This is a genomic window from Proteus sp. CD3, from assembly GCF_008808075.1.
Lineage (GTDB): Bacteria > Pseudomonadota > Gammaproteobacteria > Enterobacterales > Enterobacteriaceae > Proteus > Proteus appendicitidis.
In genome coordinates this window covers 933371-957265 of sequence record NZ_CP019686.1, presented here as the reverse complement: position 1 = coordinate 957265, position 23895 = coordinate 933371, and the positions used below count along the sequence as shown (strand labels likewise).

The 23895-nt window shown below is 37.6% G+C and carries 28 protein-coding genes and 1 riboswitch; of the genes, 6 read left to right on the top strand and 22 right to left on the bottom strand.

All coding sequences use genetic code 11. The features are described from left to right. Nucleotides 1-21 precede the first annotated feature (21 nt). Nucleotides 22-1446, top strand: coding sequence for an AAA family ATPase (locus tag BTA34_RS04280; protein ID WP_151434619.1), 1425 nt, complete (start codon nucleotides 22-24; stop codon nucleotides 1444-1446). Beyond that, nucleotides 1421-2056, top strand: coding sequence for a retron system putative HNH endonuclease (locus BTA34_RS04275; protein ID WP_151434618.1), 636 nt, complete (start codon nucleotides 1421-1423; stop codon nucleotides 2054-2056). The genes BTA34_RS04280 and BTA34_RS04275 overlap by 26 nt, the downstream gene beginning before the upstream one ends. A 259-nt stretch (nucleotides 2057-2315) precedes the next feature. Here the strand turns inward: BTA34_RS04275 and BTA34_RS04270 are convergent, their stop codons facing one another. The 5 genes from BTA34_RS04270 to moaA form a co-directional block, all read right to left on the bottom strand. Further along, a complete protein-coding gene (locus BTA34_RS04270; protein ID WP_151434617.1) occupies nucleotides 2316-3026 on the bottom strand; it encodes a Bax inhibitor-1 family protein in 711 nt (236 codons plus the stop codon). 194 nt (nucleotides 3027-3220) lie between these two features. Then, on the bottom strand, nucleotides 3221-3682 hold the full coding sequence (gene moaE / locus BTA34_RS04265; RefSeq protein ID WP_151434616.1) for a molybdopterin synthase catalytic subunit MoaE: 462 nt from the start codon (nucleotides 3680-3682) through the stop codon (nucleotides 3221-3223). Nucleotide 3683: 1 nt separating this feature from the next. Continuing rightward, nucleotides 3684-3929 carry a molybdopterin synthase sulfur carrier subunit gene (gene moaD / locus BTA34_RS04260; RefSeq protein ID WP_151434615.1) on the bottom strand — a complete coding sequence of 82 codons (246 nt, stop codon included), beginning with the start codon at nucleotides 3927-3929 and terminating at the stop codon, nucleotides 3684-3686. Continuing rightward, entirely contained in the window at nucleotides 3926-4405 is a 480-nt protein-coding gene (moaC, locus tag BTA34_RS04255; RefSeq protein ID WP_023581221.1) for a cyclic pyranopterin monophosphate synthase MoaC, read from the bottom strand. The genes moaD and moaC overlap by 4 nt, the downstream gene beginning before the upstream one ends. Nucleotides 4406-4444: 39 nt before the next feature. Then, nucleotides 4445-5425 carry a GTP 3',8-cyclase MoaA gene (gene moaA, locus BTA34_RS04250; RefSeq protein ID WP_151434614.1) on the bottom strand — a complete coding sequence of 327 codons (981 nt, stop codon included), beginning with the start codon at nucleotides 5423-5425 and terminating at the stop codon, nucleotides 4445-4447. Continuing rightward, nucleotides 5415-5557: riboswitch (molybdenum cofactor riboswitch) on the bottom strand. (Overlaps the previous gene by 11 nt.) Nucleotides 5558-5836: 279 nt before the next feature. On the opposite strand from moaA, the gene yvcK reads away from it, so the two are divergent. Further along, nucleotides 5837-6775 carry a uridine diphosphate-N-acetylglucosamine-binding protein YvcK gene (yvcK, locus tag BTA34_RS04245; protein WP_151434613.1) on the top strand — a complete coding sequence of 313 codons (939 nt, stop codon included), beginning with the start codon at nucleotides 5837-5839 and terminating at the stop codon, nucleotides 6773-6775. A gap of 137 nt (nucleotides 6776-6912) precedes the next feature. On the opposite strand, the gene BTA34_RS04240 is transcribed toward yvcK, so the two are convergent. The 6 genes from BTA34_RS04240 to bioB form a co-directional block, all read right to left on the bottom strand. Further along, nucleotides 6913-7863 carry a DUF1266 domain-containing protein gene (locus tag BTA34_RS04240; RefSeq protein WP_151434612.1) on the bottom strand — a complete coding sequence of 317 codons (951 nt, stop codon included), beginning with the start codon at nucleotides 7861-7863 and terminating at the stop codon, nucleotides 6913-6915. A 199-nt stretch (nucleotides 7864-8062) separates the two neighbouring features. Next, complete coding sequence (uvrB, locus tag BTA34_RS04235; RefSeq protein WP_151434611.1) at nucleotides 8063-10072, bottom strand: excinuclease ABC subunit UvrB; 2010 nt, start codon at nucleotides 10070-10072, stop codon at nucleotides 8063-8065. 470 nt (nucleotides 10073-10542) lie between these two features. Then, nucleotides 10543-11226, bottom strand: a complete 684-nt coding sequence (gene bioD, locus BTA34_RS04230; protein ID WP_151434610.1) for a dethiobiotin synthase — start codon at nucleotides 11224-11226, stop codon at nucleotides 10543-10545. After that, the gene (bioC, locus tag BTA34_RS04225; protein WP_151434609.1) at nucleotides 11219-11983 is read right to left on the bottom strand and encodes a malonyl-ACP O-methyltransferase BioC; all 765 of its coding nucleotides are present in this window, start codon (nucleotides 11981-11983) and stop codon (nucleotides 11219-11221) included. The genes bioD and bioC overlap by 8 nt, the downstream gene beginning before the upstream one ends. Further along, nucleotides 11958-13121: an 8-amino-7-oxononanoate synthase gene (bioF, locus tag BTA34_RS04220; RefSeq protein WP_151434608.1), complete on the bottom strand. Its 1164-nt coding sequence runs from the start codon at nucleotides 13119-13121 to the stop codon at nucleotides 11958-11960. Before bioF ends, bioC begins: the two co-directional genes overlap by 26 nt. Next, on the bottom strand, nucleotides 13121-14158 hold the full coding sequence (gene bioB, locus BTA34_RS04215; protein ID WP_151434607.1) for a biotin synthase BioB: 1038 nt from the start codon (nucleotides 14156-14158) through the stop codon (nucleotides 13121-13123). Before bioB ends, bioF begins: the two co-directional genes overlap by 1 nt. A 103-nt stretch (nucleotides 14159-14261) precedes the next feature. On the opposite strand from bioB, the gene bioA reads away from it, so the two are divergent. Continuing rightward, nucleotides 14262-15536, top strand: coding sequence for an adenosylmethionine--8-amino-7-oxononanoate transaminase (gene bioA / locus BTA34_RS04210; RefSeq protein ID WP_151434606.1), 1275 nt, complete (start codon nucleotides 14262-14264; stop codon nucleotides 15534-15536). Nucleotides 15537-15612: 76 nt separating this feature from the next. Here the strand turns inward: bioA and pgl are convergent, their stop codons facing one another. Continuing rightward, nucleotides 15613-16602 (bottom strand): 6-phosphogluconolactonase, encoded by a 990-nt coding sequence (pgl, locus tag BTA34_RS04205; protein ID WP_151434605.1) that lies wholly within the window; start codon nucleotides 16600-16602, stop codon nucleotides 15613-15615. Nucleotides 16603-16751: 149 nt separating this feature from the next. Between pgl and BTA34_RS04200 the strand changes: the two genes are divergently transcribed. Further along, on the top strand, nucleotides 16752-17573 hold the full coding sequence (locus BTA34_RS04200; protein WP_151434604.1) for a pyridoxal phosphatase: 822 nt from the start codon (nucleotides 16752-16754) through the stop codon (nucleotides 17571-17573). A gap of 77 nt (nucleotides 17574-17650) precedes the next feature. Here the strand turns inward: BTA34_RS04200 and modC are convergent, their stop codons facing one another. From modC to BTA34_RS04180, 4 genes are all read right to left on the bottom strand, one after another. Beyond that, nucleotides 17651-18715, bottom strand: coding sequence for a molybdenum ABC transporter ATP-binding protein ModC (modC, locus tag BTA34_RS04195; protein WP_109373972.1), 1065 nt, complete (start codon nucleotides 18713-18715; stop codon nucleotides 17651-17653). Beyond that, nucleotides 18709-19401, bottom strand: coding sequence for a molybdate ABC transporter permease subunit (gene modB / locus BTA34_RS04190; RefSeq protein WP_151434603.1), 693 nt, complete (start codon nucleotides 19399-19401; stop codon nucleotides 18709-18711). Before modB ends, modC begins: the two co-directional genes overlap by 7 nt. Before the next feature lie 17 nt (nucleotides 19402-19418). Further along, nucleotides 19419-20189: a molybdate ABC transporter substrate-binding protein gene (gene modA, locus BTA34_RS04185; RefSeq protein ID WP_075672737.1), complete on the bottom strand. Its 771-nt coding sequence runs from the start codon at nucleotides 20187-20189 to the stop codon at nucleotides 19419-19421. A 260-nt stretch (nucleotides 20190-20449) separates the two neighbouring features. Next, a complete protein-coding gene (locus BTA34_RS04180; protein WP_071788544.1) occupies nucleotides 20450-20593 on the bottom strand; it encodes an AcrZ family multidrug efflux pump-associated protein in 144 nt (47 codons plus the stop codon). A gap of 158 nt (nucleotides 20594-20751) precedes the next feature. On the opposite strand from BTA34_RS04180, the gene modE reads away from it, so the two are divergent. Continuing rightward, on the top strand, nucleotides 20752-21543 hold the full coding sequence (gene modE, locus BTA34_RS04175; RefSeq protein WP_151434602.1) for a molybdenum-dependent transcriptional regulator: 792 nt from the start codon (nucleotides 20752-20754) through the stop codon (nucleotides 21541-21543). A gap of 114 nt (nucleotides 21544-21657) precedes the next feature. On the opposite strand, the gene BTA34_RS04170 is transcribed toward modE, so the two are convergent. The 6 genes from BTA34_RS04170 to BTA34_RS18510 all read right to left on the bottom strand — a co-directional run bounded on the left by BTA34_RS04170 (nucleotide 21658) and on the right by BTA34_RS18510 (nucleotide 23851). Further along, the gene (locus BTA34_RS04170) at nucleotides 21658-21900 is read right to left on the bottom strand and encodes a hypothetical protein (protein WP_151434601.1); all 243 of its coding nucleotides are present in this window, start codon (nucleotides 21898-21900) and stop codon (nucleotides 21658-21660) included. Between the two features lie 383 nt (nucleotides 21901-22283). Then, complete coding sequence (locus BTA34_RS04165; protein WP_151434600.1) at nucleotides 22284-22535, bottom strand: hypothetical protein; 252 nt, start codon at nucleotides 22533-22535, stop codon at nucleotides 22284-22286. Nucleotides 22536-22670: 135 nt separating this feature from the next. Further along, nucleotides 22671-22883: a hypothetical protein gene (locus BTA34_RS04160; RefSeq protein ID WP_151434599.1), complete on the bottom strand. Its 213-nt coding sequence runs from the start codon at nucleotides 22881-22883 to the stop codon at nucleotides 22671-22673. An 11-nt stretch (nucleotides 22884-22894) separates the two neighbouring features. Then, nucleotides 22895-23227 carry a zinc ABC transporter substrate-binding protein gene (locus BTA34_RS04155; protein WP_151434598.1) on the bottom strand — a complete coding sequence of 111 codons (333 nt, stop codon included), beginning with the start codon at nucleotides 23225-23227 and terminating at the stop codon, nucleotides 22895-22897. Between the two features lie 45 nt (nucleotides 23228-23272). After that, nucleotides 23273-23779, bottom strand: a complete 507-nt coding sequence (locus BTA34_RS04150) for a contact-dependent growth inhibition system immunity protein (protein WP_151434597.1) — start codon at nucleotides 23777-23779, stop codon at nucleotides 23273-23275. A gap of 3 nt (nucleotides 23780-23782) precedes the next feature. Then, on the bottom strand, nucleotides 23783-23851 hold the full coding sequence (locus BTA34_RS18510; protein WP_416202679.1) for a hypothetical protein: 69 nt from the start codon (nucleotides 23849-23851) through the stop codon (nucleotides 23783-23785). Between the last annotated feature and the right edge of the window lie 44 nt (nucleotides 23852-23895).

Sequence of the window (23895 nt, the reverse complement as noted above, 5' to 3'; positions counted from 1 at the left end):
AAAAATCAATAGGCGTGCAATATGCAAATCAGCAAACTACGACTTGAAAATTATGGTGTTTTTACTGATGCCGACATCACGTTAGCCACAAAAGATGGCAACAAGAATGGCTCAAATATTACTGTGTTTATTGGTAATAATGGTTCGGGTAAAACCAGCATTTTAGATGCTATTGCAACAGGTTTAAGTTGGTTTGTAGCGAAGCTTGAAGATAAAGATGCTCAGGGCAAATTTGCAAATAAATCCAAAATTAATGTGTCGTCTGATTATTGCCTAATTTCCTTTATCAAAAGAAATATAAAACAAGAAACCAAGCTTCCATTTTATAAATATCATGATGATCTCTCACTAGAATTAATTACAGTACCAGAAAACTCAAAAAAATATGCTTTAGGCTCATCTGTAGTAGATTTTGATCTAGCTCAGTACGTATATAACTCTTATATAATTTCCTCAAGACAAAAAAAGCATTATAGAAATTATCCTGTTGTTGCCTACTACAGCGCAACTCGCCATACTTATGACACAACAATCAACAACGCAATTCAGCCCAATAATAACCGTCAATTTGATATTTTATCCGCGTATAAAGATGCTCTAGAAGCTAAAACAGATTATGCCGATTTCTTTGCTTGGTTTCGTTACCGTGAAGATATCGAAAATGAAACGGCTCCTCATACAAGCATTATGAAATTGTTAGAAAAACATACTGATGTAAACAGTGAGATTTACCAAAGTATGTTAGCCGAGCAAAAAAAATTGCAAGATAAAGCACTCACTGCGGTACGCGAAGCCATTAAAATTTTCTTATCTGATGGTAGTTCAACAATTGAAAATATCTATATTGAGCGTACACCCGATCTTTCAATGAAAGTAGTTAAAGACGGTACTCACTTTTCAATTGAACAGCTCTCTTATGGTGAAAAATCACTACTTGCCATGATTGGTGATATTGCACGCCGTTTAACGCTTTTAAATATAACTTTGGATAATCCTTTAGAAGGCAAAGGCATTATTTTAATTGATGAGCCTGACGTCCACTTGCACCCTCAATGGCAACGACGATTAATAGCTTTATTGGATAAAACCTTTCCTAACTGCCAATTTGTATTAACAACGCACTCTCCGTTATTAATCAGTGATCACAAAGATATTCTTGTTTATAGCATTGAAAAAGGTCAGGTTGAAAAAGTCTCTTCGCCTTATGGGCAAGATATCAATAGCGTACTGTCAGAAATTATGGATACTGACTTTATCAATCAAAAAGTACAAAGCCAAATTGGCGATGTTCTTGATGCTATTCAAAATGCCGATATTGCAACAGCAAAAGATTTACTAACTGAGTTAGAAAAAGAGATTTCTACCAATAACATCGAAGTCGTAAAAGCACGGTTATTGCTAAAGAAAAAGGAAGTTCAACTTGAGAAAAATCAGCAAAAGAAATAATTATGAACCCACAAGTTTAACTCAATGGAAAAGGCAAAATAAACATAAAAAATACGCTGATTTAACCTCAGAAATTCGAACAGAAATAAGAGAAGTATTGCTAGAAGAGCAGTTCTATTTATGTGGTCATTGTTGTCAGCAAATAAAATCAATTCATGACTGCCACAATGAACATATCGAACCTCAACAATTAGCACAAAATAAAACGCTTGAGTTCTCTAATCTTATCGCCAGTTGCAATGCTAAGAAACAATGCGGCAATTCTCATCAACATCACGCACTTCCCCTCACTCCACTTATGGATGAGTGTGAGACTGAATTACAGTTTTCAATTAGTGGTAGAGTTAATGGTGTAACTTCCCGTGCTGAAAAGGCAATTGAAATACTAAATTTAGGCTCTAGCACTCTTCCCAATAACTTATTAATCAGTAAAAGAAAAAACGCTATTGAACAAATTCTATTTATTAATGGAATTGATCCTAGTCAAGGACTAGAAGATGATGATTTACTTAATGATTTAATCATAGAACTAGCAAAACCTAATGATGATGGGAAACTAGAAAGCTTTTCACCTATTATTATTAATATATTGAAACAGTGGTTAACTTAACAGTAAGAGTAATAATGACTTCTTTTATTTTTGGTGTTCACGTTCTCTTTGTTGTCGGTTATTAAGCCCTGAAGGGGCTTTAGTGAGGTTAACTATTACGTCTTGGTTACGAGATAATTAAACTTCATTCTATTTCAATTGGGTAACGACAGAAAAAGCCCCTTAATAAAAGCACAAAAAAATCCCACAACTTATTAAAGCTATGGGATTTATTTTTATGCTGTTTTTAAACTAGGTTTACCCGTAGATACCGTTAAAATTAACGACGGTCGCCTAAAATACGCAGTAACATTAAGAACAGGTTGATGAAATCTAAATAAAGCGTTAATGCCCCCATAATTGAGTAACGGCGCATATTTTCTTTATCTTCTTGGTTAATTTCATTACCCATATCTTTTAATTTTTGTGTGTCATACGCGGTTAAACCAGCAAAAATTAACACACCTGCGTAAGAGATAACCATGCTCATCATGGAGCTTTGCATAAAGATATTCACGATAGAAGCAATAATGATACCGATAAGCCCCATAAACAGGAAGCTACCCATACCCGTTAAACTACGCTTAGTGGTGTAACCGTAAATACTTAATGCGCCAAACATTGCCGCACAAATAAAGAAGGTGCTCGCAATTGAAGATGCAGTATAAACCAGTAATACGCTTGAGATAGTCACACCCGTTAACACGGAATAGAGCATAAATAATGAGGTTGCCATTACACCACTCATTTTATGAACCATACCGGATAACACGAAAACTAACCCTAATTGAGCAATGATCAGACCAAAAAAGACGATCTTGCTTGAGAAAATCATTGATAATAATGTTTCGCTTGATGCAACGTAGAATGCAACAAACGCAGTTAATAACAGACCTACAGTCATCCAACCATAAACCTGAGCCATAAAGGTTTGTAGGCCAGAACCTGTGCGCTGTACTATTGAATCATTTGAACGTGAAAATCGATCCATGATGATTACCCTTTAATCATAGTGATAACGTTAGGTTTAACAATAACGTTTATTTCAGTAAAAAGCCCATTATGGACTCATTAGAATTTAATTTTATCACACTGATTTTACATTTCCATGAAATAAACTGTATGAAATGTCATCACAAAATAAATTTAGGTAAAGTAATGTAGCGTTTAATTGAACGTAATAATTTATTCCCAACGCTCGGCTGAATCATAATCACTTTGACGTGCATCCACCCATCTATCGTTATTTTCAGAAAGCCCTTCTTTTTTCCAAAACGGTGCGCGTGTTTTTAAAAAATCCATAATAAATTCAGCGGATTCAAACGCACTATTGCGATGAGAACTGGTGACACCAACAAACACTATCTCTTCACCAATTTGCAAAGTTCCAACGCGGTGAATAACACTTACACGTTGCAAAGGCCAGCGAGAGCGAGCTTCATTCACAATATCTGTCAGTGCTTTTTCAGTCATTCCCGGATAATGCTCAAGGGTGAGTGTATTCACTTCATCACCTAAATTATGATTGCGAACTTTACCCGTAAATGTCACAACAGCGCCATCGCTGTCACACTCTGAAAGCCATTGGTATTCATCACCAACACTAAAATTTTCGGTTTGTACTGAAATGCGAGTTGATGCGCTCATCTTATCCTCCTGTAACAGGTGGGAAAAAGGCGATTTCATCACCATCATTAATAACGTGAGAGCCTTGAACAAAGGATTGGTTTACCGCAGAAAGTAATTTGCCATCTTCTAATGCGAGTGACCAACGATCACCTTTAGTAATTAAGGCTTTACGTAAATCATCTACTGTGTGGTACTTACAATCTAATTCGAGAGAATCAACCCCCACTAATTCACGGACTTGAGCAAAGAAAAGAACCTTAATCATGCTTCCACCTTAAAGTGACCTGATTTACCACCTGTTTTTTCTAATAAACGTACAGGTCCTATCACCATATCTTTTTGAACGGCTTTGCACATATCATAAATCGTCAATGCCGCTACCGATGCCGCAGTTAATGCTTCCATCTCAACCCCTGTTTTACCCGTTAAACGGCAAACAGATTCAATGCGTACGCGGTTGGATCCAGTGAGTGCTTCTAAACGCACTTCGACTTTAGTTAATAACAGCGGATGACATAACGGGATTAACTCCCATGTTCTTTTTGCTGCTTGAATACCTGCAATTCTTGCAGTCGCAAATACATCACCTTTATGATGTTTACCTTCGGTGATCATGCTTAATGTTTCTGCCGACATTTCAACAAAGGCTTCAGCACGCGCTTCTCGCACTGTTTCAGCTTTAGCGCTAACATCCACCATGTGAGCTTCACCGGCAGCATTAATATGAGTTAGTTGAGACATGCACAACTCCTGAAATTAACGAAATAACAGAGCGAAAAACTACCCACCAATCACAGATAAGTTCGGTGTAATACCGCTATCGCCTTGATGAAGAAAATGAGTTTCTCGTTTATGAAGAAGACCACCTTGAATACGCTGTTGTAATGCTTCTTGCTGACTATCATCAGCAAGCAGATCACGTAAAGGAATACCATTCTCACCAAATAGGCAAAGATGGAGATTACCAATAGCTGAAACACGTAAACGGTTACAAGTTAAACAGAAGTCTTTTTCATAAGGCATGATAAGACCTATTTCACCTTGATAATCAGGATGGGTAAATACTTGAGCAGGCCCGTCACTGCGAGCGCGAGGAATTTGTAACCAACCTTCATTGAGTAAGCGCTGACGAATCACTTCACCAGACAAATGAAAGCGGTTAAATATATCACTACCATCACCGGTTTCCATTAACTCGATAAAACGCAGTTGGATAGGTCGGTCCTTGATCCAACGAAGAAAATCAGGGAGATTTTTATCATTCACATTGCGCATTAGCACAACGTTAACTTTTACTTTTTCGAAACCCGCGGTAAATGCAGCATCAATACCTTCCATTACTTGGCTAAATTTATCTTGTCCTGTAATAGCATGGAATTGACGAGGATCGAGGCTATCAACACTCACATTAATTGCACTTAAACCAGCAGCACGCCATTGTGCAACATCTCTGGCTAAGCGATAGCCATTGGTTGTTACTGCAATTTTTTTAATTGCCGGATTGTCTTTAATGGTTGCGATAATATCAGTAAAATCACGACGCATTGTAGGCTCCCCACCTGTTAGGCGGATCTTTTCTGTCCCTAACGCGGCAAAAGATTGTGTCAGTCTGCTGATTTCATCTAACGAAAGAAATGATTTATGACCGTTAGGCTTATAACCATTAGGTAGGCAATAAGTACAACGAAAATTACACACGTCTGTAATTGAAAGACGTAAATAGAAAAATTTGCGGGAAAACGCATCAACGAGTTGTTGCATAGTAACACCTTTCCAAATCGGGAGATGCTGGCATTTCTACCTTGCACCCTGGTGACTGGTTTCGTCACGGCCAGAACATCATATCTTGTAAATACATGACTTAGACATTAAGGCTAGGAGTTAATCTTTACCTGTTGTTCACAGGTTTCTAATACCTATATATTTATTGTGGATTCTACCTTCTAATTTTTCAAAAAGCGAATAATGTTTTCGCTATATAATTTATAATACAACGACTTACGACACTTTAGTCACTCTAATAACATAAGTAAAAACGCTTTCATTGATTAAATATTAGGCTATCAAAAGTGAAATTAAACTAGGAATGTGATGAAATCACGTCGTGATCATAGGCTTAAAATTTAATTGTGATAAATTAGCGGCAAATTTTTAAAGATGAGTAGAACAAATATGCGAAATCGCACGCTAAGTGATTTAGATCGTGTTGTTGCCCTTGGTGGTGGTCATGGGCTTGGACGTGTGCTTTCAGCACTCTCCTACTTAGGCTCTCGTCTTACTGGTATTGTTACAACAACTGACAATGGCGGTTCTACTGGCCGTATTCGCCAAGAAGAAGGTGGCATTGCGTGGGGAGATATGCGCAATTGTATTAATCAGCTAATTACTGAGCCTTCCGTTGCTTCTGCAATGTTTGAATACCGCTTTTCTGGTACAGGCGAGCTGGCAGGTCATAATTTAGGTAATCTAATGCTTAAGGCTCTTGATAACTTAAGTGTTCGACCTTTAGAAGCCATTAATCTTATCCGCGGATTATTAAGAGTGAATGCTCACCTTATTCCTATGTCTGAACAAGCCGTTGACCTTATGGCGATAGACGACCAAGGAAATGAGATTTATGGTGAGGTCAATGTTGATATTTTACCTAAGATCCCCCAAAAGCTTGATCTCTACCCTAAAGTGCCTACTACACGAGAAGCCATTGAAGCGATTGAACAAGCCGATTTGATCTTAATTGGTCCCGGTAGCTTTTTTACCAGTTTAATGCCTTTGTTATTACTGCCAGAGCTTGCACAAGCATTGCGCCGTAGCAGTGCAACAACGATTTATATTGGTAATCTAGGCAAAGAGCTAAGCCCTGCGGCGGCCAGTATGACGATGTCTGATAAAATCGCCATGATGGAGAATTATATTGGTTTACAAACAATAGATGCCGTGATCATTAGCCCTGAAACACAATATGAATCGATGAAAGGTCGATTAATTGTACAAGCTCAATTGGAAGCCAAAGATATTCCTTATCGTCACGACCGCCATCTATTAGGTAAAGCTATTGAGTTAACGTTGCAACAATTAGGGCAACGTAATGCATCACCTCAAACCGTTAAATAGTATTTAATGACTTGCGTTCATAAAAAAACCGCATCTGCAATAAACAGCAAGTGCGGTTTTTTTGTCGATAAAAACACAATATCACTATTGGTTTTCAACGTGTTATTAGCTATGCGTTAGTTATTAGCTATGCATTATTAGCTATTAAGCTGCTTTAATGTAATACGCTGGCTAATCGCTTCTTCAATTTCGTCAAGCGTCATTGGTACATCATTTTTCATCAAACCAAGACCCGCTACGGTGCGAGAAAACGACATTAAATCTAATGGAGGTAGCTCCATGATCCAGTTCTCTTCTGTTGCCAACGTGTCAGCAGCATTCAGAATATTTTGTATAACATCCGTAAAAGCTTGATGAGAAGATACCCAATCTTGATCGCCACTGGCCCAAAACCAGCGAGCTGCAATAAAATTTCTCCACATATCTTCCCATCCATCATAGATCCGACGCAGCATAGATGCGCTCATTAATGACCATGTTTGAGCTTCTTGTTGAGTAATATATCCTTGTTGGCAACCTTCTAAGCAGAGCTTGTTAAAACGGCAGAGATCCCAAATAAGGTATTTCACATTTTGGATATTCATGCGATTTGTGCTCATCATATCGATTTGCCATAAACGCTCATTTTTATCGTGTTCAGTTAGCTCAGAAAGTAAAATATCATTTTTTAATGACTGAACATCGTCTTCTTTACCATCCAAAATTTGGTCGCGTAGCTGATAAAAATCATTAGTATGACCTTGAGTGAGCAACCAAAATAGTTGATAGACTAAATCCCAACGGTCGTTAATTCCCCAACCTGCTGATAATCCACCATCATCTTTACCTTGGTCATATTCGTTATATGCCCACTCATTCATTGCAGCATAAGGTGCAGCAACATATAAACCCCATTCGTTGGGTAACAACTGATCTGACGTATTTTCTGCTTCAGATAAAACAGGCTCTTTCCCTACTGTTGGTGATTTTGAAAACTCACTGTCTTGTATAGCAACTTTACGTAACCACTTAAAAAGTAACACAACAAAAATAATCCCAATAATGATACCTAGTGACTTTGGAAACACTGAAAAAATATCAATAGCCATTACACTCATCCACTGTCCTTAATGTCTTTTTTATCTTTGTAAATATATTGACGCTTTGTTTGTGGTGATATTTAAACAGTTGAACGCCATTAAGGGAATATCAAACTAGGCAAAAAATGGAAGATAGAAAGTAAAAAGGGATAATTTCATGCAAAAACACAAATATCCCTTTATTGTATTGCTAGCTGACGTTATCTAATTAAGAGTTAGCAATAAACTGAGCGCGTAATGCTTGCAACTTATCACGCGTACTCGCTGCTTTTTCAAATTCAAGATCTTTTGCGTGTTGATACATTTCGGCTTCTAAACGTTGGATCTCTTTTTCCAATTCAGCCGTAGACAACAACGGATAATTATCATGAATCTCTGTTGCTTTGTGCCCTTTCTTATTACGTCCCTGAGAAGGCTGACCAATTTTAAGAATATCACCAACTTTCTTATTTAATCCTTTAGGCACAATGCCATGTTCAAGGTTAAACTGTTGCTGTTTCTCACGACGGCGTTCAGTTTCGCTTATTGCTCTCGCCATGGAATCGGTAATTTTATCACCATATAAAATCGCTTTACCTTCAAGGTTACGAGCCGCACGACCAATTGTCTGGATCAATGAACGCTCTGAACGTAAGAAGCCCTCTTTATCAGCATCTAAAATCGCCACCAAAGAGACCTCTGGCATATCCAAACCTTCTCGCAGTAAGTTAATACCCACTAATACATCAAACTCACCTAGGCGCAAATCACGAATAATTTCAACACGTTCAACAGTATCAATATCAGAGTGTAAATAGCGAACTCGTTCACCATGCTCTTCAAGATATTCTGTTAAGTCTTCTGCCATTCGTTTTGTCAGTGTGGTAACCAGCACACGTTCATTTTTTGCTGCACGAATACGTATTTCAGAGAGTAAATCATCAACTTGTGTTGCCACAGGTCGCACTTCAACAATGGGATCAAGTAAACCTGTTGGTCTTACAACTTGCTCAACAATTTCATCACCCGATTTTTCAAGTTCATATTTACCCGGTGTTGCTGAAACATAAATCGTTTGTGGTGCTAATGCCTCAAACTCTTCAAAACGTAATGGACGGTTATCAAGCGCAGAAGGTAAACGAAAGCCATATTCAACTAAGGTTTCTTTACGCGAGCGGTCACCTTTATACATTCCACCAATTTGAGGAATAGTAACGTGTGATTCATCAATCACTAATAAACCATTAGCGGGAAGGTAATCAAACAAAGTTGGTGGTGGCTCACCAGGGCCTCTACCTGATAAATAGCGTGAATAGTTTTCGATACCGGAGCAATAGCCCAATTCATTCATCATTTCGAGATCAAATTGAGTACGCTGTGTCACGCGTTGCTCTTCAACGAGTTTATCGTTAGCTAAAAGTACTTTGCGTCTCTCTGCGAGTTCTTTTTTGATTTCTTCCATCGCTTCAAGAATACGCTCACGAGGTGTGACATAGTGCGTTTTAGGATAAACAGTAAAACGAGGCACATTGTAATGAATTTGCCCCGTTAAAGGGTCAAACAGTGAGAGGCGCTCGACTTCTTCATCAAATAGTTCAACACGTAATGCATAATCATCAGATTCAGCAGGAAAGATATCAATCACTTCACCACGGACACGAAATGTCCCCCGCTGAAAGGCTTGATCATTGCGAGTATATTGTAGATCAGCAAGGCGACGTAAAATGGCACGCTGGTCGATTATCATGCCGTTAGTCAGATGAAGCATCATTTTTAAATAGCTATCAGGATCACCTAAACCGTAGATAGCAGAAACTGATGACACAACAATAACGTCTTTACGTTCTAGCAAGGCTTTAGTCGCAGATAGACGCATTTGCTCAATATGTTCGTTAACAGAAGCATCTTTTTCAATAAAAGTATCAGAGCTTGGAACATACGCTTCAGGCTGATAATAATCATAATAAGAAACAAAGTATTCCACTGCATTTTCAGGGAAGAATTCTTTCATCTCACTATAAAGCTGTGCTGCCAGTGTTTTATTTGGCGCCAACACCATAGTCGGACGATTTAGATTGGCAATCACATTGGCAATTGTAAAGGTTTTACCTGAACCTGTTACCCCTAAAAGAGTTTGATGAGCAAGACCATCATCTAATCCTTCACAGAGTGAGGCAATAGCGGTAGGTTGATCACCACCCGGTTTAAATTCAGAATGCAGTTTAAAATCTTTGCTCATATTTTCTTCTCCTCGCGAACCCTCCCTATAATACTGGATAAAAATCCAGCTTCAATCTCTATCTGATAAAATTTATCTGAATAATTAGCATAAGTTATCCCCAGTTTTGAAACTGGGATTTTTTCAAAAAGCAACCCCCTCTTTTATTAATTATTCAAAGAGACACGTAGACTTTCCTTGCGCTATTGATTTTATTTAATTAATTGATATATAAAGATTAAAAATAAAAGTTGAGAATAACGCCAATCTTTAGCAATGCCTTGTGTTCTCTCTATTCAGAGTATTTTTATAATGGTAATACACAAGGTTATCCACAGGAATAGTGGATAACTGCACAAAGTTGTTATCTCTCGGTAGGTTACGTCTTTTTTTCCACCTTAAAATATCCCTAAAAATTGACGAAATTTATTTTTTTTATTTTTTTATTGGTATAAAAAATAGACTTTTATAATTTACTTAATAACGGTCTATCAACTTAGTTTTAAACAGGAAAGATCAAGGTAAGAAGTAAAATTATGCTCTTTTACGTCATTTAAATAGGGTATTTTGCCTAAGAATGGTGCTTTAATGTGCTGTTTTAATGTTGCCAAATATTCTTTTTGATATCGCCCCGCAGGTTCAACTTCATTTGCAACCCAACCCGCCAATGTTAAACCAGACTGAATAATTGCTTGTTGCGTTAATAACGCATGATTAATACAACCCAATTTAATACCTACAGTCAAAATAACAGGTAACTTTTCATTGATAGCCCAATCAGAGAAAAATTGATTTTCTGACAGTGGAGTAAACCAACCACCAGCACCTTCGACTAAAACCCAATCAGCTTGCTGCTTTAAGTAAGACAAACCCTCTGACATCACATCAAAATCAATAGGCTGATTCATTTCTTGGCTAACAATATGCGGCGATGTCGGTGTTTCAAAACAGTAAGGGTTAACGCGGTGATACTCTAACTTTACCGTACTGGATTTTTGTAGTGTAAGTGCATCTGAATTACGTAAACCTTCATTTAGCCACTCACTTCCTGATGCAACAGGTTTATAGCCCGCGGTTTTATATCCTTGATGTGCCGCACATTGTAATAATGCGCTACTCACAACCGTTTTACCCACTTCGGTATCTGTACCTGTTAAAAACCATATTTTAGCCATGAGATATTTTTCCTATAACAATTTGATAAGTGAGTAAATATTTTCCTGAGTCTGTTTTCCATACATTTTCTAGCGCGCAAAATTTCCGCCGTGTCATTAACCCTTTTTGGCGATCACCTTGCACAAAATTGGCACCCACTCCCTTCAAAGAGGCAAAGAGTGCATGTAATGAATCATATTGCTCCGTGACGGTTTCAGTAGAAAATTGGCAATCAAAGCCAGCACAGGCTTTTTCAATATCGTGAAGGGATAAAAAAGGGTTAACATGTTCATGCTTATCAAGCGATTGCCAAGCATCTCTGACTTCTTGCAATGTCAACGTAGCAAGAGTTGAAAAATAAAGTGCGCCTTTTGCATTAACTGTGTTCATTAATGTTTTAATCGCGCCAGATAAATCATCACACCATTGCATAGCTAAATTACTAAAGACAATGTCCACGCTTTGTGGCGCAATTGCACAGTGCTCGATATCACTTTGTAGATAACTATTGGCCCGCTGTTGCTGTTTTGCCACTTGCAACATTGAATGTGACAAATCAAGGGCAATAACAAACTTACCTTGTTGCTTCCATTTTTGACTGAAATATCCGGTTCCACATCCTGCATCTAACACAATATAGCCATTATCATGACGTGCTAAATCCATTAATTTATTGCCGCTATAGCGCTGAATATTGGCGTGATTATCATAATGAGTCGCCGCTTTACCAAATGTTTGAGCTATACGTTGTTTATCTGTTTTGACTGAAGAAAGCATGAAGCGTCTCGATTAACAGCTTAATATCTGAAAGGTGATGGCGAGTCGTTAACGTTATTCGTAAACGCGCACTTTGAGGTGGTACTGTCGGTGGGAAGATAGCTTTTACCCAAAGCCCTTTAGATTGCAGATAATCTGAAAGTGTTTGGCACAATTGTTCATCACCAATAATAACAGGTTGAATAGCAGTTTGCGAAGGCAATAATTTAATAGGGAGCGAAGCAACACCTTGGTGAAAAGTATCAATTAATTGTTGAAGATATTCCCGCTCATTATCTGCTTGCTTAATAACATTTAGAGCAGAGTTTAAAGCGATAGCTTGTGCCGGTGGCATTGAAGTACTGTAAATAAGATGGCGAGCATATTGTTCAAAAAACTCTGCGGTTGGCTTGTCACAAAGCACTGCCGCCCCACTGACACCAAAGGCTTTACCAAAAGTTACGACCAATATTTCAGGTTTAATACCCGCTTCATCACAACTGCCCCGGCCTTCTTTACCTAAAACACCAATACCATGCGCATCATCGACCATTAACCATGCATGGTGCTTTTGGCTTATTGTTGCTATTTCTCTTAATGGTGCTTTATCCCCATCCATGCTAAATACCCCTTCTGTTACCACAAGGGTTTTATTAGCAGATGTTTTATTAAGTCGTTGAGATAAAGAGTCCGGAGAATTATGTAAAAATCGCCACAATGTAGCAGGTGACAATACTGCCGCTTCCATTAATGAAGCATGACTGAGTTTATCAGCAATAACAGCATCTTCTTTTTCCATTAATGCCGAAATAACCCCCTGATTGGCACTATAACCTGATGAAAATAACAGCGCATTATCGTAACCCAACCAATCTGCAAGATGCTGTTCTAATTGCATATGAGCTTGTGTAAACCCTGTGATATGCCCTGAACCGCCACTCCCCACACCATATTCATTCGCACCTTGTTGCCATGCGCTAATCACATCGGCATGTTGGCTAATACCTAAATAATCATTACCTGAAAAATTAAGATATTTTTCGCCTGATATTGTGGTTAAAAAACGCCCATTAGAATGATTTATCACTTGGCGTGTTCGCCATAATGGCGTATTTCTACGCACATTAAGTTTTTTATCTAAATAGTTTTGCCAGCTCATTACAGTGCCGCATTATAAAATTGTTCAGTGTCTTTATTGATAACAGCGTGCATTAGCGCTTCTTCTTGCTGATTATCGCCCATTGATACCGCTAACCGCTCTGGATTTAAGCCTAACTTACGGAATAATTGGTGATCTTTATCTTCAGTTGGATTGGTTGTTGTTAATAATTTGCAACCGTAGAAAATCGAGTTAGCGCCAGCCATAAAGCAAAATGCTTGTGTCTGTTCACTCATTTGCTCTCGCCCAGCAGAAAGACGGACATAAGAGCGCGGCATCATGATACGAGCGACGGCGATAGTGCGGATGAAATCAAATGGATCGACATCCTCATTATCAGCCAATGGCGTACCTTTGATTTTGGCAAGCATATTAATAGGTACACTTTCAGGAGGTTGTGGCAAATTCGCTAATTGCACTAACATTGCAGCGCGATCTTTAACCTCCTCGCCTAACCCTAAAATTCCGCCAGAACACACTTTAATGCCCGCATTGCGCACTTTATCAAGCGTATCTAAGCGATCTTGATAGGTACGTGTTGTCACGATACTACCGTAAAATTCAGGTGAGGTATCAAGGTTGTGGTTATAAAAATCCAGCCCTGCATCGGCTAATCGGTTAGCTTGTGAATCATCTAATTTGCCGAGTGTCATGCAAGTTTCCATACCCAGCGCTTTCACTTCTTTTACCATTTGCTCAAGGTAAGGCATATCGCGCTCATGCGGATTTTTCCATGCCGCCCCCATACAAAAACGCGTTGAACCTGCTGCTTTTGCTTTTTTCGCAGATTCAATCACTTGCTGCACTTCCATTAAGCGCTCTTTTTCTAATCCTGTTTTATATCGCGCGCTTTGGGCGCAATATTTACAATCTTCAGGACAAGCCCCTGTTTTAATAGAAAGCAAAGTACTCACTTGAATTTGCGAAGGGTCAAAATGTTGACGATGAACTTGCTGTGCCTGAAAAACTAAATCTAAAAATGGCATATCAAACAGTGCTCTGGCTTCTTTTAGTGTCCAACGTTTTAGTACGCTCACAATACAATCTCCTGTTTAAAAGTGATTGCCAGTTTAAATAATAGGGTTATCATGTCAACTAAAATTGATCACAATTGGTTTACATGATTAAGTGAAAAATAGAATGACACCTGAAGATATCGCTTTCGATTTACGCCATATTTGGCATCCATACACTTCGATGAGTAATCCGCTACCTGCTTACCCTATCGTCAGTGCAAAAGGCGTTGAACTAGTCTTGGCTGATGGTAGAAAACTGATTGATGGAATGTCTTCATGGTGGGCTGCCATTCATGGATATAATCACCCAGAACTCAATAATGCCGTTACAACACAGCTAAGCAATATGTCTCATGTGATGTTTGGTGGCATTACTCATCCACCAGCAGTATCACTTTGTCGAAAATTATTAGCGATAACTCCAGCGCCTCTTGAATGCATATTTCTAGCCGATTCTGGTTCAGTTGCTGTTGAAGTTGCACTGAAAATGGCGTTGCAATATTGGCAGGCTAAAGGTGAAAAACGCCAACGTATTGTGGCGTTAAAGCAGGGTTATCATGGCGATACCTTTGGTGCCATGTCGGTGTGTGATCCGGATAACTCCATGCACAGTCTTTACAAAGGTTATCTGCCTAATCATCTTTTTGTGGATGCACCAAAAACGGGTTTTTATGAAGAGTGGAACCCTGCTGATATCCACTCATTACGCTCAACACTAGAGCAACATCATCAAGAAATTGCTGCCGTTATGCTTGAACCCATTGTTCAAGGTGCTGGTGGAATGCGAATTTATCATCCTGAATACTTAAAGCATGCAAGAGCACTGTGTGACGAGTTTGATGTACTACTCATTGCAGATGAGATAGCCACTGGTTTTGGTCGAACAGGTAAGCTGTTTGCCTGTGAACATGCTGAAATATCGCCAGATATAATGTGTGTAGGTAAATCATTAACGGGTGGTTATATGACCTTATCAGCAACCTTAACTACGCGTCATATTGCCGAAACCATCAGTCAAGGTGATGCGGGATGCTTTATGCACGGTCCTACTTATATGGGAAATCCTCTGGCTTGTGCTGTTGCAGATGCCAGTTTATCTCTATTAGCAAAAGGTGATTGGGTAAACCAAGTTGCAGAAATTGAAAAACAATTAAAATGCGAGCTATTACCGTTAAAACAGGCTAAAAGTGTTAAAGATGTACGCGTATTAGGTGCTATTGGTGTGGTTGAAATGAACGAGCCTGTCAATATGGCAAAACTGCAAAAAATCTTTGTGGATGAAGGCGTTTGGATAAGACCTTTTGGTAAGCTAATTTATATTATGCCACCGTTTATTATGCCACCAGCAAACCTGACTAAACTTACCCAAGCTATTGAGAAAGTCGTTAATCTCTCATAAATTTTTTATAAAAAAATAAACCTCTAGCAAGGTAATATTTTGCTAGAGGTTTGCAGTAACTTTTATACTATGATAGTTACTTAGTCACAACCGTCACCCACATAGCGCCTTTGCCTACTGGGTAACACGCTAACTCAGTTAATGCCCCAGTGTGTTTATCAATACGAGAAACCGACGCAAAATCTGATTTTTGACCACAAGAAATCAGATAATTTCCGGTATTATCAAGATTAAAGCCACGAGGCTGTGTTTGTGTAGGGTAATAACCCACAGGTTGCAAATAGTCGCCCGCTTCTGAAATTGTCATCGCACAAATAAAGCTTTCAGAACGTTCGCTTGCATAAAGAAAACGGCCATCAGGTGTAATATGAATATCTGACGCCCAACGAGTACTGTTGAAAGTTTCAGGGACGATATCCACCGTTTGCATTAAACGATATAAATCCCCCATACGACGATATACATTGATTGTCGCATCTAATTCATTAAGGCAGTAAAACACATCACCATTAGGATGGAATGCCATATGACGAGGACCTGCATTTTGTGCTGTTGTTAGCTCTTCAGTACCCGCTTCTGTTAAACGACCGTCTTCTGATAAATCAAATAAACGAATATGATCTTCACCTAAGCAAGGCACAATCAGTTGTTTATTATTCCAATCAATATTAGATGAATGAGGCTTATTTAAGCCTTCAATAATTTGAATAGGTGATTGAGGTATCCCCTGCGCATTAATAGGCAAAACAGCTAAATTACCTTGATGATAAGAAGGAACAAACAAAAAGCGCCCCGTTTTATCTAAGCATAAATGAACAGGTGTACTTGGAATGGAAGTGATAGCCTTTTGCTCTAACTGACCATCGACAGCAATCGCAAATGTCACCACACTAAAATGAGGACGAATACCCACATAAAGGTATTTTCCATCAGCACTTGCAATCATGGGTTGCACTTGCCCTGCAACCTCAACAACCTGCAATAAATCCATTTCACCTTCGGTGTTTAACGCATAAACATGAATTTGCTGACTCTCTGGACTTGCTACGTAGACTACCTGTTTCATTCCTTCTCCTTAAAATCCATTACCCATTGATTTATAAAGAATAATAGAAAAACCAACGTTTGATTGTAACGATTAAGCTAGTTTATCTTTTATTGGTTAACGTGTAACATCAACACCATTGCATCTTAATACTATCAAGGGGCTTATTTATGTCATATCGCGTTATTGCTTTGGATCTTGATGGCACACTGCTTGATGACCAAAAACGTATCCTGCCAGAATCTTTAGAAGCACTCAATCTTGCAAGAAAGGCAGGTGTTAAAGTTTTAATTGTAACAGGTCGTCATCATGTTGCTATTCATCCATTCTATCAAGCACTCGATCTTGATACCCCTGCAATTTGCTGTAATGGAACTTACCTTTATGATTATATTGGTAAAAAGGTATTGGAATCCGACCCATTAACCACGCAAGAAACTAGCGCAGTATTAGATCTCATTAAACAAACAGATGTACATCACTTAGTTTATGCTGATGATGCAATGATGTATGACCAACTCACCGCGGCAGTACAACGCACACTTAATTGGGCAGATACTCTCCCTATCACACAGCGCCCTAATCTTATTAAAGTCGATGATTTTTATAAAGCGATGCATGATGTTAATGCCATTTGGAAAATTGCCACTACAACGCCTGATCACGATGAATTACATGCTTTAGTTGAGAAAATTGAGCAACAAGTTGGCTTAGAGTGTGAATGGTCTTGGGTTGATCAAGTTGATATCGCTAAAAAAGGCAACAGTAAAGGGCGTCGTTTACAACGTTGGGTGGAAGCGAATGGTATGAAGATGAGTGATGTTATTGCTTTTGGTGATAATTTTAATGATCTTAGCATGTTAGAACATGTAGGCTTAGGTGTTGCAATGGGTAATGCCTCAGATGAAGTAAAAGCACGTGCCAAAATGGTCACAAAAGTAAACTCACAACCAGGTATTGCAGAGACTATCCATAAATATATTCTGTCTTAGCCCTATTTTTACATCACCCAAAAGATAAAAACCTCATCAAAGATGAGGTTTTTTTATCGACAAATACAACTAAAAAATCAAAGATGGCGACTTAACGAAATACTTTTTATTTGCGCATAAAGCCATTGCCCTTCTTGGATATTCAATTCATCTTTTGCCCAAGGCGTGATCCTTGCCCATAAATAGTTACCATCATTGACCAGTTTCACATCAACTTGGCCATCATTTTTAATGGTTTCAACTACTTTCATATGTAAGATGTTACGGATACTGCTATTTGAAGGACGAGTCGTTGTTAATGACACATCAGAAGCATCAATACGCACACGCACATCACGACCGATTTTCGCTTCTATTTGAGGCAACCACAGCACTTGATTACCAAAAGCCGTTGCTGTCATATCGTAATGACTATGGTGCTCTACTACCATTACATTAGCGATGCTGCTTAATGTCTCTTTTTGTAACCAAGGACGTAACGCACTACTTGCCCATACATCTTCAAGTTTACCTGTCGCCTTAATTTTTCCTGCATCCATTACAATGACGTTATCAGCAAGTCGAATAATTTCATCAAGACTATGGCTCACATACAAAATAGGAATTTGTACATCTTGTGAGAGTTTTTCTAAATACGGCAATAACTCACGTTTACGCGGTAAATCAAGCGATGCTAAAGGCTCATCCATTAACATAATATCGGGCGCAGTTAACAACGCTCGCCCTATGGCAACACGCTGTTTTTCACCACCAGATAAGGTAATAGGAAAACGTGAGAGTAAATGTTCGATACCTAATAAGTAAATAATACGATCAAACTGCACTTTCATTGTTGGTGACATACCGTAAAGCAGATTTCCTCTTACTGTGTAATGAGGAAACAGTCTGGCATCTTGGAATACATAGCCCACTTTACGTTTTTCAGGCGGCAGATAAATTTTCTTTTCAGTATCAACCAATGTGTGATTATTTAATACAATTCGCCCTGAATCAGGTTTGGTTAAACCACCAATCACATTAATTAGTGAAGTTTTACCCGCACCAGATAAACCAAAGACCGCAGTAATACTCTCTGTTGGCAGCTCAGTATTGACTTCCAGACGCAGTGATCCTAGCGTCTGTTTAAAATTCATCTCTAGCATACGCCCCCCAATCTTTTACGACCCCAACGAGTTAGCCACTCTGAAGCCATTAAAGAGACGAGCGCCAAAATAATTGCAATTACACATAAACGGGCGGCATCCATTTCCGCCCCCGGTGTTTCAATCAAGGTATACATTGCCAGAGGAATAGTTCTTGTTTCCCCCGGAATATTGGAGACGAAAGTGATTGTTGCGCCAAATTCTCCCAATGAGCGCGCAAATGCCAGCACAATCCCTGCGATGATCCCTGGCATAGACAAAGGTAACGTTATGGTAAAAAAGACGCGTATCGGTGATGCCCCTAAGGTTCTCGCCGCTTGTTCCATACGTTGATCGACAGCTTCTAATGCTAATCTGATAGCCCTTACCATCAGTGGAAATGCAACTACTGCAGAAGCAAGCGCTGCGCCTCGCCAACTAAAGGTAAAGCTAAAACCAAACCAGTTATACAACCATTCACCAATAAATCCGCGTCTCCCCATACTGATCAGTAAAAGATAACCGACCACAACAGGTGGCAGAACTAAAGGTAAATGGATAATGCTATCAAGCAATGATTTACCGGGAAAACGTACCCTAACTAAAAGCCAAGCCATAAAAATGCCAAAAGGTAGACTGATAATAACTGCGACAGTCGATACCTTAAGGCTTAGTATGATAGCTTGCCATTCGTATTCACTTAACATCTCCAAAAGTATAATTCCTACAGTGGGCTAAAGCCGTATTTCTTAAAGATTTCTGCGGCTTGAGGTGTTTTCAGATAGTCATAAAAATCACGAACTGCTTTATTGTCCTGACCTTTTACAACTGCCATTGGATACTCAACAGGTTTGTGGCTATCAGCTGGGAATACGCCGACCACTTTCACTTTATCACTCGCAACCGCATCAGAACCGTATACGATACCTAATGGTGCTTCATCACGTTCAACTAGTGCCATACCGCTACGTACGTTATTAGTACGAGCCATATCTGGGCTTACTGTATCCCATGCACCTAAATATTCTAATGATTCTTTTGCATAGATACCAACAGGCACATGATCCGGATCGCCAACAGCTAATTTTCCGCCATTAAGTAAGGATTTCCATTTGGTTTCCTTATTAATAACAACGTCATTTAATTTACTATCTTTAGGGGCAATGAGTACTAAATCATTACCTAATAGTGTATGACGTGAATCTGCAACCATTAAGTTTTTATCGATTGCGTAGTCCATCCACTGCTGATCTGCTGAAATAAACAGATTTGCAGGTGCGCCTTGTTCAATTTGGCGAGCCAGCGTTGAAGATGATGCATAAGATGCAACAACTTCAGTTTGCTTTTCTTGCTTATATTGTGCCGAAATTTCATTAAGAGCATTGGTAAGAGAAGCGGCCGCAAATACCGTTACTTTTTCCGATGCAAAACTTTGACTGACTAAAGCAAAAGAGATAACCGCACCAGCAAGTAACTTACCTGATAATTTTTTCATGTTCTAATTCCACTTAAATTAAAGGATGACCACGCTGTATATACCAAGATACAGCGTAAAATGAAAGGATTAGATGTGAGAAACAGGTTATATATCAATAAATATAACCATAAAAATAGCGGGTAAAAAACAAATAGAAAAAAGGCTATATACTCTAAATAATTCAAGTCACAACGCTACGGCTTGAAGTATGACGAGTATAGTGAGTAAAAAAATAGCCCTTCAATATAAAGGGCTATTCTAAATCAGGGAGGGAGATTTTATGATTTTTTGTCTGCTTTTGGTTGACTTGGTGAAATCAGGTTAAACACTTCACCTAAACCATAAATAATACCCATAATGAGTACCATTACAACAGGTACCATCAAGAGAGCGAACCCTAAACTTTTCAATAATTCAAGCATGATAACCTCTTTATCATGGTATATTCGGAAAGCCAGAGTTGGCATTTCTTCACGAATAACGAATAATAACGCTATAGTTGTATATATTCTAGAGAATTATCGCTTTGTGTCGGCACAAAAAATGCGATAAACACACAAAAAAGAAGAAGCCTATCATTATGCAAGCAGAAATATTATTAACCCTTAAACTTCAAGATAAGCTCTTTGCCGATCCTCGTCGCGTTGCATTGTTAAAACAGATCAAAGCGACAGGTTCAATTAGCCAAGGGGCAAAAATGGCGGGCATTAGTTATAAAAGTGCTTGGGATGCCATTAATGAAATGAATCAACTCGCAGACGAACTTCTTGTTGATAGAGCAACGGGCGGCAAAGGCGGTGGTGGTGCAACCCTTACTCATTATTGTGAACGCTTACTTCAACTTTACGATCTGCTAGGACAAATTCAGCAGAAAGCCTTTGATGTATTAAAAGACGATTCACTCCCTCTTGATAGCCTTTTAGCAGCGATTTCTCGTTTTTCATTACAAACCAGCGCTAGAAACCAGTTTTTTGGTACGATTATTGAGCGTGATAACTTGCAAGTTCAGCAACATGTTAGTGTGCAACTTGCAGATAGAAAAACGACTATTCGTGCGGCTTTAACAGAAAAAAGTGCAGACCGCTTAGGTCTGAAAAAAGGCAAAGAAGTACTGATCTTAATTAAAGCGCCATGGGTCAATATTGAAAAAGGCTCCTCTTTAACACAACAATATGATAATGCCCTTTCAGGCACTTTAACCCAAATAGAGACGGGCAGTGAAAACAGCGAATTAGTGGTGACATTAGAAGGCGGACAAGAAGTGTGTGCCACCTGTTCTAATCAGCATGTTAAAGAGCAAAAACTACATATTAATGACAGCGTAACGGCTTTATTTAATGCCGATCAAGTGATTGTCGCCACGCTGTGTTAATTATTAGTATGGTTGCTTTTCAATAAAAAAATAAAACCATTACTTAGTTATTATTTTAGAAATAATATTAAGTGATGGTTTTATCTATATTTTTAAATAGAATGTGGAATAAATTCAGGTATTAATTAAATCTAATTTGGCACTATTCAAAATGGTCATAAAATTATCTAAATTAAATTTATGCTTCACATCTTTACTGAAACACCGGCTATCATTAAAAAATTCAATTTCTATTTTATCGGCTCCACTATCTTTATTTAATTGACAAAGCATTTGTTTTTTATATGAAATTTCAACAGTAATATTCTCATATTTATTGTCACTTACAAAATCGATTTCAAAGTTAGAATCTATCATGAGTTATTACCTCTTTTAGGATCAAGAAAACCGGAAAAAGAATCATCTGCATTATATCGAACACCTTGCCCATTAGGTAATCTATATTCAATTCCACCTCTAGATAATTCGGTTTTAATTGTGGATGGGTTTTTCAATAATTTTTCTATAAAAATATTTATTACATCCCATTATTCTTTGGTTGTTCTTGCAGGCACACCTAATTATAGAGTTTTTGATTTAACATCACTTGGTAAAATCTCAGCGCTTTCCTTTCTCCAGAATATTTATCCATTTAAGTATTTTTAAATAAAAACCACCACCTAATTATTATTTTTAAAATAATATTAAGTAATGGTTTTCGATTGATTAATGTTTCTATTAAAAATTAGTAGCTAATTTATTTATTTTGAATAAATGCGAGTAAAATAATCGCTAATTTTATTGTTATCGAGCAATCTATCTTTGGTAAAATCAACACTATCAGAGACTACAATATATTTTCTTAACTCTTCTAGAATATCTTCTATCGTTGCATAAATAGTTGGAACAATAAAACGAAAATAGTCACCCATTTTTGTTTCACCCTCATAGCCAATGGGATAATCTTCTCCTATAGATTGCCCCTCTAATGCTTCAAAATAAAACATTCCCATTTTAGCCCCTATTCCCGCATCAGAATGATTCCCATCCCATTTTTCAATTCAAAATCAAATTTTTTTATTATTTTTGATTTACTATATTTTCTATAAGTATAACTTGAATATAAATCAACAATATAGTTAGCATTCTTATTTATTGTTATATTTTTCTGATTCACCATCAATATATTCAGATAAGTCATCCAAATATAATTTAATATCAGGTATCGATAATAGTGCTTTAGCTAACCACCCACTATTGTTATTATACATTTTTGCTAAATACCCTTGATTATCCATGGCAACCCACGCATATGTGTAAGATGAACCTGGTACCCATTCTGAAATTAGAGATAAAGCCATATATCCTTATTTTAATTAATAGGTCCATCCCATCGTAATTGATGACGTAATTCATTAGGAACCAAGTTAAATAACATTTTAATATACTTGATATTACCATCATATAATATACTTATTTTTGAATTGCATTTTTCAGTATATGTTTTAGCTTGAAAATTTAAAAATGAAATATCACTTTCATCAAAATTTTGATTAAGTATTTTTTTGGGTAAATTATGAATTAACTGTAATTCGTAATAACAAGATTTATCCTTTGCTTTTGCTATCATTCCTCTGGACTGAATATTTCTTAATTGAGGCAAAATCCAATACATCATATCTATGTATATTTCATTTTTAGTCATTATTTTTATTTCTTAAAAAAACATTATTAATAAAATATTAGCTAATTAAACTTCACAACTAATACAACGCGTAAAAGCTTCTTTTATTGAGGCACCTAAAACCTCATCACTACAATTAGTTTTTAATGTAATAATTGCACTATCGGGTATTCCCTCACCTACCCAATGATCCATACGTAAATGGTTTAGAGGACTAATAGTAATTTCATCATCTGTAAGATCTAAGCTACATCGATTCATATTATTAAAAAGTGCTGTTTTATTTTTATAATCATACTGTTTGATTATTTTTTTTATCCAGTCTTGATAAGATTTTTTATCATTATACATTTGATGAAACTGATCTGAATTTCCTTTAATTTGCTCACTTTTAATCAGAGCGAGTTTTGCATAATAACCTAATTCTTCATCAAGAATATCATTAGGTAAAACTTTATAGCCTTTTTTTAGATCCATTATATATAGAAAGTGGCCAGAAAAAGTTAATAAAATATAATAAGCATCATTATAATAAACACTTGCTCTTAATTTATTATTTTTTAATTTAAACATATACTATTCCTCAATAATCGTAATATTAACTTTTATATTTTTTGACGATGCATTTTTAATAGAATCATTAATAGCATCCCATTGTTCTTTGGTTGTTCTTGCAGGAACACCTAGTT

Excerpts from the sequence above, each read along its gene's own strand:
- BTA34_RS04200 (WP_151434604.1), top strand. The coding sequence starts at position 16,752 with ATGTCATATCGCGTTATTGCTTTGGATCTTGATGGCACACTGCTTGAT.
- moaA (WP_151434614.1), bottom strand. The coding sequence starts at position 5,425 with ATGCAACAACTCGTTGATGCGTTTTCCCGCAAATTTTTCTATTTACGT.
- BTA34_RS04180 (WP_071788544.1), bottom strand. The coding sequence starts at position 20,593 with ATGCTTGAATTATTGAAAAGTTTAGGGTTCGCTCTCTTGATGGTACCT.
- modE (WP_151434602.1), top strand. The coding sequence starts at position 20,752 with ATGCAAGCAGAAATATTATTAACCCTTAAACTTCAAGATAAGCTCTTT.
- pgl (WP_151434605.1), bottom strand. The coding sequence starts at position 16,602 with ATGAAACAGGTAGTCTACGTAGCAAGTCCAGAGAGTCAGCAAATTCAT.
- uvrB (WP_151434611.1), bottom strand. The coding sequence starts at position 10,072 with ATGAGCAAAGATTTTAAACTGCATTCTGAATTTAAACCGGGTGGTGAT.
- bioF (WP_151434608.1), bottom strand. The coding sequence starts at position 13,121 with ATGAGCTGGCAAAACTATTTAGATAAAAAACTTAATGTGCGTAGAAAT.
- BTA34_RS04160 (WP_151434599.1), bottom strand. The coding sequence starts at position 22,883 with ATGGCTTTATCTCTAATTTCAGAATGGGTACCAGGTTCATCTTACACA.
- BTA34_RS04155 (WP_151434598.1), bottom strand. The coding sequence starts at position 23,227 with ATGACTAAAAATGAAATATACATAGATATGATGTATTGGATTTTGCCT.
- moaD (WP_151434615.1), bottom strand. The coding sequence starts at position 3,929 with ATGATTAAGGTTCTTTTCTTTGCTCAAGTCCGTGAATTAGTGGGGGTT.
- bioD (WP_151434610.1), bottom strand. The coding sequence starts at position 11,226 with ATGGCTAAAATATGGTTTTTAACAGGTACAGATACCGAAGTGGGTAAA.
- modA (WP_075672737.1), bottom strand. The coding sequence starts at position 20,189 with ATGAAAAAATTATCAGGTAAGTTACTTGCTGGTGCGGTTATCTCTTTT.
- modC (WP_109373972.1), bottom strand. The coding sequence starts at position 18,715 with ATGCTAGAGATGAATTTTAAACAGACGCTAGGATCACTGCGTCTGGAA.
- moaE (WP_151434616.1), bottom strand. The coding sequence starts at position 3,682 with ATGAGCGCATCAACTCGCATTTCAGTACAAACCGAAAATTTTAGTGTT.
- BTA34_RS04280 (WP_151434619.1), top strand. The coding sequence starts at position 22 with ATGCAAATCAGCAAACTACGACTTGAAAATTATGGTGTTTTTACTGAT.
- BTA34_RS04170 (WP_151434601.1), bottom strand. The coding sequence starts at position 21,900 with ATGATAGATTCTAACTTTGAAATCGATTTTGTAAGTGACAATAAATAT.
- moaC (WP_023581221.1), bottom strand. The coding sequence starts at position 4,405 with ATGTCTCAACTAACTCATATTAATGCTGCCGGTGAAGCTCACATGGTG.
- BTA34_RS04270 (WP_151434617.1), bottom strand. The coding sequence starts at position 3,026 with ATGGATCGATTTTCACGTTCAAATGATTCAATAGTACAGCGCACAGGT.
- yvcK (WP_151434613.1), top strand. The coding sequence starts at position 5,837 with ATGCGAAATCGCACGCTAAGTGATTTAGATCGTGTTGTTGCCCTTGGT.
- BTA34_RS04150 (WP_151434597.1), bottom strand. The coding sequence starts at position 23,779 with ATGTTTAAATTAAAAAATAATAAATTAAGAGCAAGTGTTTATTATAAT.
- modB (WP_151434603.1), bottom strand. The coding sequence starts at position 19,401 with ATGTTAAGTGAATACGAATGGCAAGCTATCATACTAAGCCTTAAGGTA.
- BTA34_RS04240 (WP_151434612.1), bottom strand. The coding sequence starts at position 7,863 with ATGGCTATTGATATTTTTTCAGTGTTTCCAAAGTCACTAGGTATCATT.
- bioC (WP_151434609.1), bottom strand. The coding sequence starts at position 11,983 with ATGCTTTCTTCAGTCAAAACAGATAAACAACGTATAGCTCAAACATTT.
- BTA34_RS04165 (WP_151434600.1), bottom strand. The coding sequence starts at position 22,535 with ATGGGAATGTTTTATTTTGAAGCATTAGAGGGGCAATCTATAGGAGAA.
- bioA (WP_151434606.1), top strand. The coding sequence starts at position 14,262 with ATGACACCTGAAGATATCGCTTTCGATTTACGCCATATTTGGCATCCA.